This is a genomic window from Streptomyces sp. NPDC093568, from assembly GCF_044764945.1.
Taxonomy (GTDB): Bacteria; Actinomycetota; Actinomycetes; order Streptomycetales; family Streptomycetaceae; genus Streptomyces.
The window spans coordinates 606657-621505 of sequence record NZ_JBIWJD010000005.1 but is presented as its reverse complement, the minus strand read 5'-3'; the positions used below and the strand labels follow the sequence as shown (position 1 = coordinate 621505).

Here is a 14849-nt window from a genome sequence, read left to right as displayed (position 1 = left end):
AAGTGACTGATTACGACGTCCTGCGGGTCTTCTGCGGACCGACCGGTGGATACGGCAACGAGCTCGGTGTCGTACGCGAAGGCTCGGTGATGCCCGAGCGCGGCGAGCGGCAGGCGTTCGCGGCGAAGCTCGGGTTCAGCGAGACCGTGTTCGTGGACGACCCCGAGCGCGGAGTGATCGACATCTACACGCCGTCCGTACGGCTTCCGTTCGCCGGGTATCCGTGTGTCGGCGCGGCCTGGCTGCTCGACGTGCCCGAGCTGGTCACGCCGGCGGGTGTGGTGGGGGCCCGGATCGACGGGGAGTTCTGCTGGATCGAGGCGCGTCCGGAGTGGGCGCCGCCGCGCACGCTGCGGCAGTACGGGAGCGCGGACGAGGTCGACGCGCTGGCTGTGCCCGCGCCCGGGGAGTGGGTGTACGCCTGGGCCTGGGAGGACGAGGCCGCGGGGCGGGTCAGGGCCCGCGGGTTTCCCAGGCGGGGCGACGGGGTCGAGGAGGACGAGGCGACCGGCGCCGCGGCCATCCAGCTCACCCACCGGCTGGGCCGGGCGCTCAACATCACGCAGGGCGCGGGCTCACAGCTGCTGACGGCGCCTCAGCCCGGTGACTGGGTCGAGCTCGGCGGCCGGGTGGTGCTGGAGCGCTGAGCCTCAGGCGCTCAGCGGGAACTCCTCGCCCAGCGCGCCCAGCATCGTGATGTTCAGCGCGAACGCCCGCTTGCACTCCGCGACGATCCGCTGCTTCTCCAGGTCGTCCACCGGGATCCGGTCGAGCAGCTCGCGGTACCCCCGCTTGTACGCCGCCGGGTTGGCGATGTCCTCGAACACGTAGAAGCGGACGCCGTCGCCCTTCTTCGCGAACCCCCACGTCTTCTCCGCCGTGTCACGGACGACCTGGCCACCGGAGAGGTCGCCGAGGTAGCGCGTGTAGTGGTGGGCGACGTACCCGCCCGGCCAGGTGCGCGCGCACTCGACGATCCGCTCCGCGTACGCCCGTGTCGTCGGCATGGCGGCCAGCGTCGACCGCCAGTCAGGGCCCCGCAGGTGCGCCAGGTCCTGCTCCAGTGCGGTCAGTCGCATCAGCTCGGGGCGGATGAACGGTCCCGCCACCGGGTCCTCGGCCAACTTCCGGCCACTGCTCTCCAGCGCCTCGTACACGAACCACAGCTGCTCCGTGTAGCGCGCGTAGGCGTCGATGCCGTGTCGGCCGCCCAGCATGTCGCTCATGAACGTGGAGTCGTGCGCGGCCGCGTGCTGGTCGCGCGATGCGGTGCGGATGACTGACGAGAAGGAGTCCATAGGCTCATTTTCTGAGGTTAGGCTTACCTAAGTCAATAGGTTTGCCGACGACCTGTCGGTAAAAGGGTACAAAGAAAACCCGCCCTCCGCAGAGGACGGGTTTTTCCGGCGACCGTGAAGCCCGGCGACGGCGACGATCAGGGAAGCGTCAGGATCTCCGCCCCCGTCTCCGTCACCACCAGCGTGTGCTCGAACTGCGCGGTGCGCTTGCGGTCCTTCGTGACGACCGTCCAGCCGTCGTCCCACATGTCGTACTCGTGGGTGCCCAGCGTCAGCATCGGCTCGATCGTGAACGTCATGCCGGGCTGGATCACGGTTGTCGCGTGCGGGCTGTCGTAGTGCGGGATGATCAGGCCGGAGTGGAAGGACGAGTTGATGCCGTGGCCGGTGAAGTCACGGACCACGCCGTAGCCGAAGCGCTTGGCGTACGACTCGATGACCCGGCCGATGATGTTGATCTGCCGGCCCGGCTTGACCGCCTTGATCGCCCGGTTCAGGGACTCCCGGGTGCGCTCCACCAGCAGCCGGCTCTCCTCGTCCACGTCGCCCACCAGGTACGTGGCGTTGTTGTCGCCGTGCACCCCGCCGATGTACGCCGTCACGTCGAGGTTGACGATGTCACCGTCGCGCAGGACCGTGGAGTCCGGGATGCCGTGGCAGATCACCTCGTTGACGCTGGTGCACAGCGACTTCGGGAACCCGCGGTAGCCGAGCGTCGAGGGGTAGGCGCCGTGGTCGCACATGTACGTGTGCGCCACCTTGTCCAGCTCGTCCGTCGTCACGCCGGGGGCGATCAGCTTCGCCGCCTCGGCCATCGCCCGCGCGGCGATCCGCCCGGCGACGCGCATCGCCTCCACGGTCTCCGGGGTCTGCACCTCTGGGCCCGTGTACGGCGTCGGCGCGGGCTTGCCGACGTACTCGGGACGACGGATGTTTCCGGGTACGGAACGGGTGGGAGACAGCTCCCCTGGTACGAGCAGCGACTGGCCAGACATGCCAGCGAGTCTAAGACAGCCGCCATGGGGGACCATGACGGTGGCGATCTCAGGCGAAAGGAGCGGGTCATGGCCCTGTTCAAGAAGCGCACGGTCGGCAAGCCCGGCGAGTGGTACTACTGCCTCGTCCACAAGAAGGTCGAGGAGGGCCCGGAGTGCCCGGCCAAGGACCGCTTCGGGCCGTACGCCAGCCGTCAGGAGGCCCAGCAGGCGATGGACCTGGCCCGGGAGCGCAACCTGGAGTGGGAGAACGACCCCAGGTGGCACGACGCCCCGGCGACCCCGGCGGACGACGACTGATCCCGGCCGGTCAGCCCTCCACCGGTGCCGGTGCGGCTGCTGCCGCCGACCGCTGCTCCCGCAGCCGTACCGCGTGCTCGTTCGTGCGCGCGTCGTACGTCATCAGCTTCGGCAGGCACAGCGCCAGCAGCCCCACCGCGCCCACGCACAGCAGCCCGCCCGACCAGACGGCCGTGCGCACGCCCCGCCAGGCCGCGATCCCGCCCATGTACGTCTGGCCCAGCTGCGGGCCCACCGAGTACGACAGCAGTTCGATCCCGGCGAGCCGGCCGCGCAGCTCGTCCGGGATCGTCTGGTTCCCCATCACCCCGCGGAAGATGCCGCTGACCATGTCTGCGGCGCCGCCGAGGGTCAGGAACAGCAGCACCAGCCAGACGTTCCGGGACAGGCCGGCCGCCGTGATGGCCACGCCCCACAGCGCGGCCGACACCACGACGGCCCGCCCGTGCCGGTGCACCCGCGAGGTCCAGCCGCTGGTCAGGCTCACCAGCATGGCGCCCGCCGGGACGGCGGCGTACATCAGACCGAGCGACCAGGGCGCGTTCAACTCGTCGGCGAGGAAGGGCAGTACGGCCAGCGGCAGCGCGAAGAGCATCGCCGCGATGTCGATGACGTACGTGCCGAGCAGTTCCTTGCGGCTCCAGGCGTAGCGGGCGCCCTCGGCGATGGCCTTCAGGGTCGGCTTGGCGGCCTCGGGGGAGGCGGGGGAGGGCGCGAGGCCGACGATGAACACGACCGAGACGACGAAGGTCAGCAGATCCGCGCCGTACGCCCAGCCGAGCCCCGCGTACGCGACGACGACGCCGGCCAGGGCGGGGCCCGCGACGCCGCCGACCTGCCAGCGCAGCGCGTTGAGCGAGCCGGCGGCGGGCAGCTGGTCGTGGGCCACGATCCGGGGCAACAGGGCTTCCAGGGCCGGGCGTTGCACCGACACCAGCGCGGAGGACAGGGCCGCGACGATGTACAGCGGCCACACGGCCGGGCTCGGCAGCAGCGCGTTGACCAGCAGCGCCGCGCTCAGCACCGCCTGCCCGGCCTCCGTCCACACGATCAGCTTCCGCTTGTCGAGCGCGTCGGCCAGCGCGCCGCCGTACAGCCCGAACACGATCAACGGCACCAGCTCCACGGCCCCGATCGCCCCGACCGCGGCGGCGGACCCGGTCAGCTCCTTGATCTGCACGGGCAGCGCGACGAAGGTCAGGAAGCTGCCGAAGGTGGAGACCAGCCCCGCCAGCCACAGCCGCCTGAAGTCGGCGGAGGCCCGCCAGGGAGTGAGATCGGGGAGTACCGCGCGCAGCCGGGAGGGTGGCGCGGAGGTGGGGGAGTGGTCGGTCACGAGGGGTCATGGTCGGACGGCGCGGGGAGCGGAGGCAAACGGTTTTGCGGGTGGGCGCCGCCCGGGCGAGGTCACCAGCGGGCGGGGGCGGTGCCGTCAGGGCGAGGTCACCAGCGGGCGGGCGGCGGTGCCGTCAGGGACTCCGCCAGCCGGGACAGGCGGTCCCGCAACCGCCGGCGTCCCCGCCCGGAGGGCACCGTGTTCTCGCCCGCCCCGGCGCTCACCAGATGCTGCACCGTGTCCAGGTCCAGCTCCGCCCCCTCGGGCACGACCAGCCTCTCGTGGGCCATCGCCGTCAGCTCGCCCTCGCCGGTGCCGAGCGCCAGCACCGTCGCCCCGGCCCGCCGCGCGTCGTGCACCCGTTCGAGCAGTGGCCCGCCCGGCCGGTCCGGCGACACCACCAGCAGCGTTTCCCCCCGCCGCGCCGCCGCCAACCGCCCCAGGCCGACCGCCAGATGCGCCGGATCCGAGGCGCGTGCCCCGTGCCGTACCAGGGTCGGCGCCAGCTCCGGCGTCCCCGACCACGCGGCCTCGTCCACCAGATGGGCGGCCAGATGCCACGGCTCGTACTCCCGCGTGCCGACCAGCAGCAGCCCGCCGCCGTGCGTCACGGCCGACGCCCGCAGCGTCCCCGCGAACCGCCGGGTGGCCCCCAACCACTCGGTCCCGGCGAGCACTTCGCGCAGCAGCGCGACCCGTACGGCATCCATGCCACGGCATCCTGCCGCAGCGGACCACTCGTGACCCGGAGTTCACCGGGAATTCGCCCGGCATGGGGATGCACAGGGCCCGTTGGCCATGGTGAGGAGTAAGGCGATGACCGAGACCACTGTCCCCTTCCGCGCGGGCCAGGAGGGATACGCCTCCTTCCGTATCCCGGCCGTCGTCGTCAGCGCCGAGGGCACGGTGCTCGCCTTCTGCGAGGGCCGGGTCGGTTCCGCCAGCGACCACGGGCACATCGACATCGTGCTGAAACGGTCCACGGACGGCGGCCGCACCTGGGGCCCCCTCAGAGTGGTCGCCGACAACAACTGGCACCTGGCCGGCAATCCGGCCCCCGTCGTCCTCGACACCGGCCGCATCCTGCTCGTCTACATCCGCAACCACGCCAATGCCACCGAGGCCGGCATCCTGCGCGGCGAGGTGAGCGACACCGACGGCCGCCGGATCTGGACGCGGTACAGCGACGACGACGGGGTCACCTGGTCGAGCTCCAAGGAGATCACCGCGCAGGTGAAGCGGCCGGGGTGGCGCTGGTACGCCACCACGCCCGGCCACGCCCTCCAGCTGAGCACCGGCCGCGTCGTCGTCCCCGCCAACCACACGATCCCGCCCGCCGGCGACGACATCGGCACCGAGCCCCGGTACAACAGCGGCCACTGCCTGCTCAGCGACGACCGGGGCGAGACCTGGCGCATCGGCTACGTCGACGAGAACACCGACGGCTACGTCAACGTCAACGAGACCACCGGCACCGAACTCCCGGACGGCCGGGTCTACTTCAACACCCGCAACGACTCCGTGTCCCCCGGCAACCGCGCCGACGCCTACTCCGAGGACGGCGGCGAGACGCTGGTGAAGCCCTTCCGCCCGCAGGCCGGCCTGTCCGCCCCCATCTGCGAGGGCAGCGTGCTCCAGCTGCGCGACCCCGACGTCCTGCTCTTCTCCGGCCCCGCCGACCCCGCCGCCCGCGCGCTGATGACCATCCGCGCCTCCACCGACCACGGCGTCACCTGGCGGTCCGCCTACACCGCGGACGGACTGCCCGCCGCGTACTCGGACCTCGCCCGGATCGACGCCGACACGGTCGGACTCCTGTACGAGACAGGCGACTTCGGCCCCTACGAGACGATCACCTTCCGGCGCGTGCCCGTGAGCCGCCTCACCTGACCCGACGAGCCGGGCGGGGCGGACGTAAAGTCGGCCCATGACCTCTACCGACAGTGCACAGCAGCCCACCGACGCCCCCGCGAAGGCCCCGGCCAAGGACCCTTGGGACCTCCCGGACGTCTCCGGGCTCGTCGTCGGCGTGCTCGGCGGGACCGGGCCGCAGGGCAAGGGCCTCGCCTACCGGCTCGCGCGGGCCGGCCAGAAGGTGATCATCGGCTCGCGTGCCGCCGAGCGTGCCGAGTCCGCCGCCGCTGAGCTCGGGCACGGCATCGAGGGCGCCGACAACGCCGAGTGCGCGCGGCGCAGCGACATCGTGATCGTCGCCGTGCCGTGGGAGGGCCACGCCAAGACGCTGGAGTCCCTGCGCGAGGAGCTGGCCGGGAAGCTGGTCGTCGACTGCGTCAACCCGCTGGGCTTCGACAAGAAGGGCGCCTTCGCGCTGAAGCCGGAGGAGGGCAGCGCCGCCGAGCAGGCCGCCGCCCTGCTCCCGGACTCCCGGGTGACGGCCGCCTTCCACCATCTGTCGGCGGTCCTGCTGGAGGACCCGGAGATCGACGAGATCGACACCGACGTCATGGTGCTGGGCGAGGTCCGGGCCGACGTGGAGATCGTGCAGGCGCTGGCCGGCCGCATCGCCGGCATGCGCGGCGTCTTCGCGGGGCGGCTGCGCAACGCCCACCAGGTGGAGGCGCTGGTCGCGAACCTGATCTCGGTCAACCGGCGGTACAAGGCGCACGCGGGGCTCCGCGTCACCGACGTATGACGGGATGGGGGACACTGGTCCGGTAGCAGTGTCCCCCGAAGGAGCCGAGTGAAATGCCCCGCCTTGGTGTCTATGCCCTGATCGTCTGTGTGCTCGCCGTGGCGGCGGCCGTCGTCTCCTTCGCGCAGGGCAGCTTCCTGGGGATCGTGTGGGTGCTGCTGGCGGGGCTGTCGTCCAACATGGCGTGGTACTACGTCAAGCGGGCCAAGGACGAGCGACGGGGCTCCGCCGCCGGCTGACCGGGGTCACGAGCCGATGGTGCACAGCTCGTTCGAGTCGCGCCAGAAGCGGAAGAGGTCGTATCCGCAGTACGTGTCGAAGTCGCTGATGCCGAGGCCGCGCAGGACGGCGTCGATCATGTCGAAGAACACGCTGTTGACCTCCGGCACCCACAAGAGCGCGAACACGAACAGCAGCCCGAACGGCGCGAACGGCTCCACCTGGCGCTTGACCTTCTGCGACAGCCAGGGCTCGAGCACGCCGTAGCCGTCCAGACCCGGGACCGGCAGGAAGTTCAGGATCGCGGCCGTGACCTGCAGCAGCGCGAGGAAGGCGAGCGCGAAGCGGAAGTCCCGCGGGACGCCGTCCAGCGCGTCCAGCCAGAACGGCGCGGTGCACACGACGGCGAAGAGCACATTGGTCAGCGGCCCCGCGGCCGAGATCAGACTGTGCCGCCAGCGGCCCCGGATCCGCCCGCGCTCGATGAAGACGGCACCGCCCGGCAGACCGATACCGCCCATGATCACGAAGATGACCGGGAGCACGATGCTGAGCAGCGCGTGCGTGTACTTCAGCGGGTTCAGGGTGAGATAGCCCTTCGCACCGACCGAGATGTCGCCGCTGTGCAGGGCGGTACGCGCGTGCGCGTACTCGTGCAGACACAGGGACACGATCCAGGCGGCCGTCACGAACAGGAACACCGCCAGCCCCGGCTGCTCGGCGAACCCGGTCCAGGTGGCCCAGCCCGTCACGGCGGTGACGGCCAGGATCCCGACGAAGACGGGGCTGATCCGCCGTTCGCTGCGGCGGCTGAGGGCGGTGGTCATGGGGCTCCCTGGACTCTCGTGACGCGCGGGACCGCGCGGCGGCCTGCCCGACCGTACCGGGCGCACGGGGAAAACGTCTCGCGGTGGGGTGGTGGTTCCGGAGAGGGTGGGGGCATGGGGCTTTCGCGGGTGTGCGACGAGGACGGGCGGATCCCGCGGAGGGTTGCCTGGCGCCCGCGCCCCTCGACGGCGATGGCGGTGCCATGGGCTCTGCGGCCGGCGCTCGGCCCAACCCCCTGGGGGCGCGGGGAACCGCGCGATCAGCCCCCACCGGCCCGTACCCGGACGACACGCGCGGCCACGCCGGGACCGCCCACCGGAACTCCTCACCCGCCCCGCCGCCCAACCCTGTGACCGCCCCCCACCCACCAGAGACAATGGACCCCGTGCGCTATCGCATCCTCGGCACCACCCAGGCCCTTCGCCCCGACGGCCGCTCCGTTCCGGTCGGCGGGGCGCGGCTTCGTACTCTGCTGACCGTGCTGGCGCTGCGGGCCGGCCGGACCGTCCCCGTGGGGCTGCTCGTCGACGAGGTGTGGGGCGGGGAGCCGCCCGCCGATGCCACCGGCGCCCTCCAGGCGCTCGTGGGACGGCTGCGCCGAGCCCTCGGGGCCGACGCGATTCTCTCGGCGGAGGGCGGCTACCGCCTCGCCGCCGCCCCCGACGACATCGACCTGCACCGCTTCGAGCGGCTCGTCGGCGAGGGCACCCGCGCGCTGGCCGACGGCGACCCGGCGAAGGCGGCCGGCATCCTCGACGACGCCCTCGCCCTGTGGCACGGCCCCGCCCTCGCCGACCTGCCCGACCACACCGCCGAGGCGGCACGCCAGCGGACCCGCCGCCTCGACGCCCTGCGCTCCCGGCACGCCGCCGCCCTCGCCCTCGGCCACGCCGAGCAGTCACTGCCCGAGCTGACCGCCCTGTGCGACAGCCACCCGCTCGACGAACCCCTGCAGGCCCTGCGCCTGCGCGCCCTGCGCGACGCGGGCCGCACGGCGCAGGCCCTGGCCGCCTACGAGGACGTACGACACCTCCTGGCGGACCGGCTCGGCTCGGACCCGGGGCCGGAGCTGCGCGCGCTGCACGCGGAACTGCTGCGGCCGACCGAGGGCGGCGTCGCCGACGGCACGGTGCGTCGTACGGCGTTCGGCGCGGTCGGTACGGGCGCGCCCCGCGCCGCCGACGCGTCCGGCGTTCCCGAGGCCCTCGACAGCGGCCGCGCCACGACCGCTCCCGCCGGCACGCGCGGCACACCTGACGCCCCCGCCGCGACCGCGGCCCCGGGCAATCTCCGCGCCCGCCTGACCTCCTTCGTCGGGCGCGAGGGCGACATCGCCGCCATCCGGGGCGACCTCACCACCGCCCGGCTCGTCACCCTGCTCGGCCCGGGCGGCGCCGGCAAGACACGGCTGTCGCAGGAGGCCGCCGAGAGCGTGCGCGACGGCGCGCCGGACGGGGTGTGGCTGGCGGAGCTCGCGCCGGTCGACGACCCGGGGGCCGTACCGGAGGCCGTGCTCACCGCCGTAGGAGCCCGCGAGACCGTGCTGTACGGCGCCGGCGCCGAGGCCATGCGGGCCGGGAACGACCGGCACGACGACCCCGTCGAGCGGCTCGCCGAACACTTCGGGAAACGCCGCATGCTGCTGATCCTCGACAACTGCGAGCACGTCGTCGAGGCCGCCGCCCGGCTCGTGGAGGAGCTGCTGGAGCGCTGCCCGGGACTGACCGTGCTGGCCACCAGCCGCGAACCCCTCGGCGTACCGGGGGAGTTGCTGCGGCCCGTCGAGCCGCTGCCCGAGCCGTTCGCGCTGGCGCTGCTCGCCGACCGGGGTGGCGCCGCGCGGCCGGGGTTCCGGATCGAGGACGACCCGGCGGCGTGCGCGGAGATCTGCCGGCGGCTCGACGGCCTGCCCCTGGCCATCGAGCTCGCCGCGGCCCGCCTGCGCATGCTCACCCCACGCCAGATCGCCGACCGGCTCGACGACCGCTTCCGGCTGCTGACCTCCGGCAGCCGTACCGTCCTGCCCCGCCAGCAGACCCTGCGCGCGGTCGTCGACTGGTCCTGGGACCTGCTCGACGAGGGCGAACGGGAGGTGCTGCGGCGGCTGTCCGTCTTCGCCGGCGGCTGCGACCTCGCCGCCGCCGAGGCCGTGTGCGGACCCGCCGCCCTGGAGGCGCTCGGCTCGCTCGTCGACAAGTCCCTCGTGGTGGCCGCACCCTCGAGCGACGGCGAGATGCGCTACCGGCTGCTGGAGACCGTCGCCGAGTACGCGGGCGAACGGCTCGACGAGACCGGGCGGCGGGCGGAGGCCGGTCGCGCGCATCTGACGTACTACCGCGAACTCGCCCGCACCACCGACCCGTTGCTGCGCGGCCCCGGCCAGCTCGCCGCCGTCGAGCGGCTGGAGCGCGAGTCGGAGAACCTGCGCACCGCCCTGCGGTTCGCCGTCACCGGCCGCGAGGAGCAGGAGGCGATGTGCCTGATCCTGTCGCTCGCCTGGTACTGGCAGATGCGTGACCTGCGGATAGAGGCCCGCAACTGGTCCAGCGAGGTGATGACCCTCGGGCCCGACCCGTTCCCCGACCCGCCCCGCCCCGCCGCCCCCGTCCGGGAGCGTTGCACGGACAGCCCGCCGCCCTGGAGCGGAGAGGTCCTCGAAGAGGCCCGGCGCGGTGTCCACCTGGTCCATCTCGCCTGCATGGACACCGAGTTGGACGCCTGGCAGACCCCCGAGGCACAGACGAAGCTGCGGTCCATCGCGGCCACCTACCAGCCGGGCATGCCGCAGACCTGCCGCGTCCCCGGCATGCTCTGGTTCTTCGCCGTCATGCTCTCCGGGGACGTGGAGCGGCTGCGGGCGGTCGCCGACGCCACCGTTCGCACCTCGCGCGAGACCCCCGGCTACGACTGGGAGCTCGCCTCCAGCCTGCAGTGGCGGGCCAACCTGTACGCCAACCGCAGCGAATGGGCGGTCGACGCCACCCGGGACGCCGAGGAGTCGCTGGAGATCTACCGGCGCATCGGCGATCTGTGGGGCACCGCGGAGGCCTTCTCCGCGCGGGCGGAGTCACATGAACGCAAGGGCCGCTTCGACCTCGCGGGCCCCGACTACGAGGCGGCGATCGAGATCGCCGAGCGGCTCGGCGCCCGTGCGCAGGGCTCGGTGCTCAAGGCACGGCTCGGCAGCGCGCTGGTGGAGGCGGGCGAGACCGAGCGCGGCGAACGGCTGCTGCGCGAGGTGATCGCGGGGATGGAGGGCGCGAGCAACGAGGCGATGCCCTTCGCCCGGCTGGCCCTCGCCGGATGGCTGTCCCTGACCGGCCGCACCGCCGAGGCACGCGAGCAGATCCGGCTGCTGCGTGAGCAGTTCAAGATCGCCCACTTCATCATCTTCGACGCCTTCATCCTGGGCGGAGAAGCGTTCGTGGAGGCGGCCGAAGGCAGCCATGAGGCCTGCCTGGCCAAGGTCCGGCCGGCCCTGGAGCGGGCCGAGGACCCCCTGGCGCAGACCATCGCCCCGTACATGCGTGCGGTGTTCCTGCACCTCGCCGCGTTCGGGCTCGCCGGAGTCGACGGCGGGAGCCGTGCCCGCGACGGGGCACGCTGTCTCGCCGCGGGCGACGCGTTGCTGCCGGCGAGCCATGCGCCGACGACCGTCGAACGCACGACGCACGCCAGGGCCACGAAAGCGCTGCGCGCCGCGCTCGGCGACGAGGCCTTCGAGGCGGCGTACGCCGAGGGCGGCGGCCTCTCCCCCGAGGAGGCCGCCGCCCTGGTCTGACGCGCCCGCAAGGCCGCCGTCAGCTCTTCGTACGGAACTTGTGGATGGCGACCGGCGCCATGACCGCCGTGATGGCCACCGACCAGCCGAGCGTCACCCACAGGTCGTGGGCGACCGGCCCGCCCACCATCAGGCCGCGCGAGGCGTCCGCGAGGGTGGACAGCGGGTTGTAGTCGGTGAAGGCCTGGAGCCAGCCCGGCATCGACGTCGTCGGCGCGAAGATCGACGAGCCGAACTGCAGCGGGAACAGCACCAGGAAACCCATCGCCTGCACGGACTGCGCGCTCTTCATGATCACGCCGAGGGTGAGGAACACCCACATGATCGACGAGGCGAACGCCGTGGACAGGGCGACGGTCGCCAGCAGCCCCGCCCAGTTGGTGATGTCGAACCCGACCAGGACGGCGACGATCATCAGCACGGCGGTCGCGAACAGCATCCGCAGCAGCTCCACGGAGATCTTCGCGAACAGCACCGAGCCGCGGCCGATCGGCAGGGACCGGAAGCGGTCCATGACACCGGAGTTGAAGTCCTGGCTGAAGCCGGTGCCGACCCCCTGGGAGAGCGTCATGCTCATCATCGCGATCATGCCGGGGATCACGTACTGCACGTACTGGTCCTGGCCGCCGCCCAGCGCCTGCCCGATCGAGCCGCCGAAGACGAACACGAACAGCAGCGTGAAGATGACCGGCATCAGCAGCGCGTCGGCCATCGACTCCGGGTCCTGCCTGATCCACAGCAGGTTGCGGCGTACGAGCGCGCCGGTGTGCCGCAGGTGTCCGCGCAGCGGGATGCGGGCGTCGTCCTTGATGACGGCGGTGCCGGCGTCGGTGACGGTGGTGGCGCTCATACGGCGACCTCCTCGCGGTCGTCGGTGGGCACGGTGTCCTGCGGCGCGCTGGCGCGGTGGCCGGTGAGCGACAGGAACACCTCGTCCAGGCTGGGCAGTTCGGTGGTGATGGAGGCGAGCGTGACGCCGCGCGCGGTGACGGCGCCGACGACGGCGGTCAGCTGCTCGTCGCTGAGGATCGGGACCAGGAGCGTGCCGGCGCCGGCGTCCACGGTGGTGGTCGCGAGCCCGGTGATGCCGAGGTCGTCGAGGTAACCGGCCAGCGGGCGCAGCTGGAGGGAGTCGACCGGGCGGATCCTGAGCGTGCGCCCGCCGACCTTGGCCTTGAGCTCCTCGATGCCGCCGGCCGCGACGACCTTGCCCCGGTCGACGACGGTCAGCTCGGTGGCGAGCTGCTCGGCCTCCTCCATGTACTGCGTGGTCAGCAGGACGGTCACACCGTCCCCGACCATCGTCTTGACCTCGTCCCACACCTCGTTGCGGGTGCGCGGGTCGAGTCCGGTGGTCGGCTCGTCGAGGAACAGCACGGCCGGCCGTCCGATCATGGAGGCGGCCAGGTCGAGCCGGCGCCGCATACCGCCGGAATAGGTGGACGCGGGCCGCTTGGCCGCCTCGGTCAGTGAGAACCGCTCCAGCAGCTCGTCGGCACGCGCGCGTGCCTCCTTGCGGGGCAGATCGAGCAGCCGCCCGATCATGTACAGGTTCTCCCACCCCGGGAGCTTCTCGTCCACGGAGGCGTACTGCCCGGTCAGCCCGATCACCCGGCGCAGCTGCCGCGGCTGACGCACGACGTCGTACCCGACGACGGTCGCCTGTCCGGCGTCCGGCGCCAGCAGTGTCGACAGGATCCGCACCAGGGTGGTCTTGCCCGCCCCGTTCGGCCCCAGCACCCCCATGACGGTGCCCTCACGCACATCCAGGTCCACACCGTCCAGAGCCTTGGTCTCGCCGTAGTGCTTGACCAACCCCCGCACGGAGACGGCGCTGCTCACGCCGCCCGGCTTGTTGTCGATTCGCTTCATGGCAAGGACAGTGCCAGCCCCCACCGACAAACCACCGACAGCCCACCGACAGGGGGTGTACGGCGGGCTGACGGTGCGGCGACGTGGGACGGGTGAGGCGCTGCCAAGCAGCGGAACGCCGGGCCCTGGGACCCGCTGGACCCCACGCCAGCCCCCGGCACCGCCCCACGAAAACGGGCCACCCAGCCCCAGCCAGGCAGCCCGCTCCCCGCAACCCCGTAAAACTCAGTGCTGAACCGTCTCCGCCGGCTGCGGAACATGCCCCGCGACCACGCGCTCCCGGCCGGCCCGCGGAGCGACCCGGTGGCGGTCCACCGCGTACGCCGCCCCCGCGACCCCCAGGCCGAGCACGGCCAGTGCCGCGCCGGTCAGGGCGGGGGACGTGACGCCGAAGCCCGCCGTCAGGGCCAGGCCGCCGATCCAGGCGCCGCCGGCGTTCGCGAGGTTGAAGGCCGCCTGGTTGGCCGAGGAGGCCAGGGAGGGGGCCGCGGAGGCCTTCTCCATCACCATCAGCTGCAGCGGCGAGCCCGTGACGAACGCCGCCGTGCCGAGGAGCGTCACCGCGAGCGCCGCGCTCCACTGCGCCGACATCATCAGCGGGAACAGCGCCAGCACCACGGCCAGCGAGATCAGCCCGCCGAACAGCGTCGCCCGCAGCGCGTGGTCCGCCAGCCGCCCGCCCAGCAGGTTGCCCACCGTCGCGCCCACCCCGAACAGCGCCAGCAGCATCGTCACGCTGGCGTCGGCGTACCCGGCGGCGTCGGTCAGCATCGGCGTGATGTAGCTGTACGCCGCGAACAGCGCGCCGAAGCCCGCGACCGTCGTGCCGAGCGCCAGCCACACCGGCAGCGAGCGCAGGGCGGCCAGTTCGCCCCGCAGACCGGAGGCGGGGGCGGCGTGCGCCTCGGCGCGCGGGATCAGCAGCGCGAGCGAGGCCATCGCCGCCAGGCCGATCGTGCTCACACCGAGGAAGGTCACCCGCCAGCCCAGGTGCTGCCCCATGAGCGTGGCCACCGGCACGCCGGCGACGTTGGCCATCGTCAGGCCCAGGAACATCAGCGACACGGAGCGGGCCTTGCGCTCCGGCGCGACCATGTTCGTCGCCACGACCGCGCCGACGCCGAAGAAGGCGCCGTGCGGCAGGCCGCTCAGGAAGCGGGCGGCCATCAGCCAGTGGTAGTCCGGCGCGAACGCGGACAGGGCGTTGCCCGCGACGAACAGGGCCATGAGGCCGATCAGGACGGAGCGGCGCGCCATCCGCGCCGTCACCGCCGCGAGCAGCGGGGCGCCGATGACGACGCCGAGCGCGTACGCCGAGACCAGATGCCCGGCGGTGGGGATCGAGATGTGCAGGTCGTTCGCGACCTCGGGCAGCAGGCCCATGATCACGAACTCGGTCGTGCCGATACCGAAGGCGCCTACGGCGAGGGCGAGCAGGGCCAGTGGCATGAAGTGCCTTTGCCTTTCGGGGTGTCGAGAGCGTCAGTTCCGTGACTTCGTATGTTCAAGTTCGGAACAAAGTCTCTCAGGCCCAGTACTCCGGCAGCTGACAAGCCGGTGGCAAAGA

The 14849-nt window shown here is 72.4% G+C and carries 14 protein-coding genes; 6 read left to right on the top strand and 8 right to left on the bottom strand.

Going from position 1 to position 14849, the window contains the following annotated elements:
* The first annotated feature begins 2 nt into the window (after positions 1 to 2).
* Positions 3 to 647, top strand: a complete 645-nt coding sequence (locus tag ACIRD7_RS23490; RefSeq protein ID WP_403456281.1) for a PhzF family phenazine biosynthesis protein — start codon at positions 3 to 5, stop codon at positions 645 to 647.
* A gap of 3 nt (positions 648 to 650) precedes the next feature.
* Here the strand turns inward: ACIRD7_RS23490 and ACIRD7_RS23485 are convergent, their stop codons facing one another.
* Both ACIRD7_RS23485 and map read right to left on the bottom strand, forming a co-directional pair.
* A complete protein-coding gene (locus ACIRD7_RS23485; RefSeq protein WP_403456280.1) occupies positions 651 to 1298 on the bottom strand; it encodes a heme oxygenase (biliverdin-producing) in 648 nt (215 codons plus the stop codon).
* A 137-nt stretch (positions 1299 to 1435) separates the two neighbouring features.
* The gene (gene map / locus ACIRD7_RS23480) at positions 1436 to 2293 is read right to left on the bottom strand and encodes a type I methionyl aminopeptidase (protein ID WP_403456277.1); all 858 of its coding nucleotides are present in this window, start codon (positions 2291 to 2293) and stop codon (positions 1436 to 1438) included.
* A gap of 69 nt (positions 2294 to 2362) precedes the next feature.
* On the opposite strand from map, the gene ACIRD7_RS23475 reads away from it, so the two are divergent.
* Positions 2363 to 2593, top strand: coding sequence for a hypothetical protein (locus ACIRD7_RS23475; protein ID WP_403456274.1), 231 nt, complete (start codon positions 2363 to 2365; stop codon positions 2591 to 2593).
* Positions 2594 to 2603: 10 nt separating this feature from the next.
* Here the strand turns inward: ACIRD7_RS23475 and ACIRD7_RS23470 are convergent, their stop codons facing one another.
* Positions 2604 to 3929: an MFS transporter gene (locus ACIRD7_RS23470; protein WP_403456272.1), complete on the bottom strand. Its 1326-nt coding sequence runs from the start codon at positions 3927 to 3929 to the stop codon at positions 2604 to 2606.
* A gap of 107 nt (positions 3930 to 4036) precedes the next feature.
* Positions 4037 to 4639, bottom strand: coding sequence for a hypothetical protein (locus ACIRD7_RS23465; RefSeq protein ID WP_403456270.1), 603 nt, complete (start codon positions 4637 to 4639; stop codon positions 4037 to 4039).
* A gap of 106 nt (positions 4640 to 4745) precedes the next feature.
* Here ACIRD7_RS23465 and ACIRD7_RS23460 point away from each other — a divergent pair, with 106 nt between their 5' ends.
* The 3 genes from ACIRD7_RS23460 to ACIRD7_RS23450 are packed head-to-tail and all read left to right on the top strand — an operon-like array spanning position 4746 to position 6821.
* Entirely contained in the window at positions 4746 to 5819 is a 1074-nt protein-coding gene (locus ACIRD7_RS23460; protein ID WP_403456268.1) for an exo-alpha-sialidase, read from the top strand.
* A gap of 37 nt (positions 5820 to 5856) precedes the next feature.
* Positions 5857 to 6582 (top strand): NADPH-dependent F420 reductase, encoded by a 726-nt coding sequence (gene npdG / locus ACIRD7_RS23455; protein ID WP_403456266.1) that lies wholly within the window; start codon positions 5857 to 5859, stop codon positions 6580 to 6582.
* 53 nt (positions 6583 to 6635) lie between these two features.
* Positions 6636 to 6821: a hypothetical protein gene (locus ACIRD7_RS23450; RefSeq protein WP_403456264.1), complete on the top strand. Its 186-nt coding sequence runs from the start codon at positions 6636 to 6638 to the stop codon at positions 6819 to 6821.
* A gap of 6 nt (positions 6822 to 6827) precedes the next feature.
* On the opposite strand, the gene ACIRD7_RS23445 is transcribed toward ACIRD7_RS23450, so the two are convergent.
* Positions 6828 to 7628 (bottom strand): site-2 protease family protein, encoded by an 801-nt coding sequence (locus tag ACIRD7_RS23445; RefSeq protein ID WP_403456262.1) that lies wholly within the window; start codon positions 7626 to 7628, stop codon positions 6828 to 6830.
* Between the two features lie 377 nt (positions 7629 to 8005).
* Here ACIRD7_RS23445 and ACIRD7_RS23440 point away from each other — a divergent pair, with 377 nt between their 5' ends.
* The gene (locus tag ACIRD7_RS23440) at positions 8006 to 11410 is read left to right on the top strand and encodes an AfsR/SARP family transcriptional regulator (protein WP_403456260.1); all 3405 of its coding nucleotides are present in this window, start codon (positions 8006 to 8008) and stop codon (positions 11408 to 11410) included.
* A gap of 19 nt (positions 11411 to 11429) precedes the next feature.
* Here ACIRD7_RS23440 and ACIRD7_RS23435 read toward each other — a convergent pair whose 3' ends face one another.
* The 3 genes from ACIRD7_RS23435 to ACIRD7_RS23425 form a co-directional block, all read right to left on the bottom strand.
* A complete protein-coding gene (locus tag ACIRD7_RS23435) occupies positions 11430 to 12260 on the bottom strand; it encodes an ABC transporter permease (RefSeq protein WP_403456258.1) in 831 nt (276 codons plus the stop codon).
* Positions 12257 to 13282, bottom strand: coding sequence for an ATP-binding cassette domain-containing protein (locus ACIRD7_RS23430; protein ID WP_403456255.1), 1026 nt, complete (start codon positions 13280 to 13282; stop codon positions 12257 to 12259). Before ACIRD7_RS23430 ends, ACIRD7_RS23435 begins: the two co-directional genes overlap by 4 nt.
* Positions 13283 to 13507: 225 nt before the next feature.
* The gene (locus tag ACIRD7_RS23425) at positions 13508 to 14731 is read right to left on the bottom strand and encodes an MFS transporter (RefSeq protein ID WP_403456254.1); all 1224 of its coding nucleotides are present in this window, start codon (positions 14729 to 14731) and stop codon (positions 13508 to 13510) included.
* Positions 14732 to 14849 lie beyond the last annotated feature (118 nt).

Coding starts and splice junctions, on each gene's coding strand:
- ACIRD7_RS23485 (WP_403456280.1), bottom strand. CDS start 1,298: ATGGACTCCTTCTCGTCAGTCATCCGCACCGCATCGCGCGACCAGCAC.
- map (WP_403456277.1), bottom strand. CDS start 2,293: ATGTCTGGCCAGTCGCTGCTCGTACCAGGGGAGCTGTCTCCCACCCGT.
- ACIRD7_RS23475 (WP_403456274.1), top strand. CDS start 2,363: ATGGCCCTGTTCAAGAAGCGCACGGTCGGCAAGCCCGGCGAGTGGTAC.
- ACIRD7_RS23465 (WP_403456270.1), bottom strand. CDS start 4,639: ATGGATGCCGTACGGGTCGCGCTGCTGCGCGAAGTGCTCGCCGGGACC.
- ACIRD7_RS23460 (WP_403456268.1), top strand. CDS start 4,746: ATGACCGAGACCACTGTCCCCTTCCGCGCGGGCCAGGAGGGATACGCC.
- npdG (WP_403456266.1), top strand. CDS start 5,857: ATGACCTCTACCGACAGTGCACAGCAGCCCACCGACGCCCCCGCGAAG.
- ACIRD7_RS23450 (WP_403456264.1), top strand. CDS start 6,636: ATGCCCCGCCTTGGTGTCTATGCCCTGATCGTCTGTGTGCTCGCCGTG.
- ACIRD7_RS23445 (WP_403456262.1), bottom strand. CDS start 7,628: ATGACCACCGCCCTCAGCCGCCGCAGCGAACGGCGGATCAGCCCCGTC.
- ACIRD7_RS23440 (WP_403456260.1), top strand. CDS start 8,006: ATGGACCCCGTGCGCTATCGCATCCTCGGCACCACCCAGGCCCTTCGC.
- ACIRD7_RS23435 (WP_403456258.1), bottom strand. CDS start 12,260: ATGAGCGCCACCACCGTCACCGACGCCGGCACCGCCGTCATCAAGGAC.
- ACIRD7_RS23430 (WP_403456255.1), bottom strand. CDS start 13,282: ATGAAGCGAATCGACAACAAGCCGGGCGGCGTGAGCAGCGCCGTCTCC.
- ACIRD7_RS23425 (WP_403456254.1), bottom strand. CDS start 14,731: ATGCCACTGGCCCTGCTCGCCCTCGCCGTAGGCGCCTTCGGTATCGGC.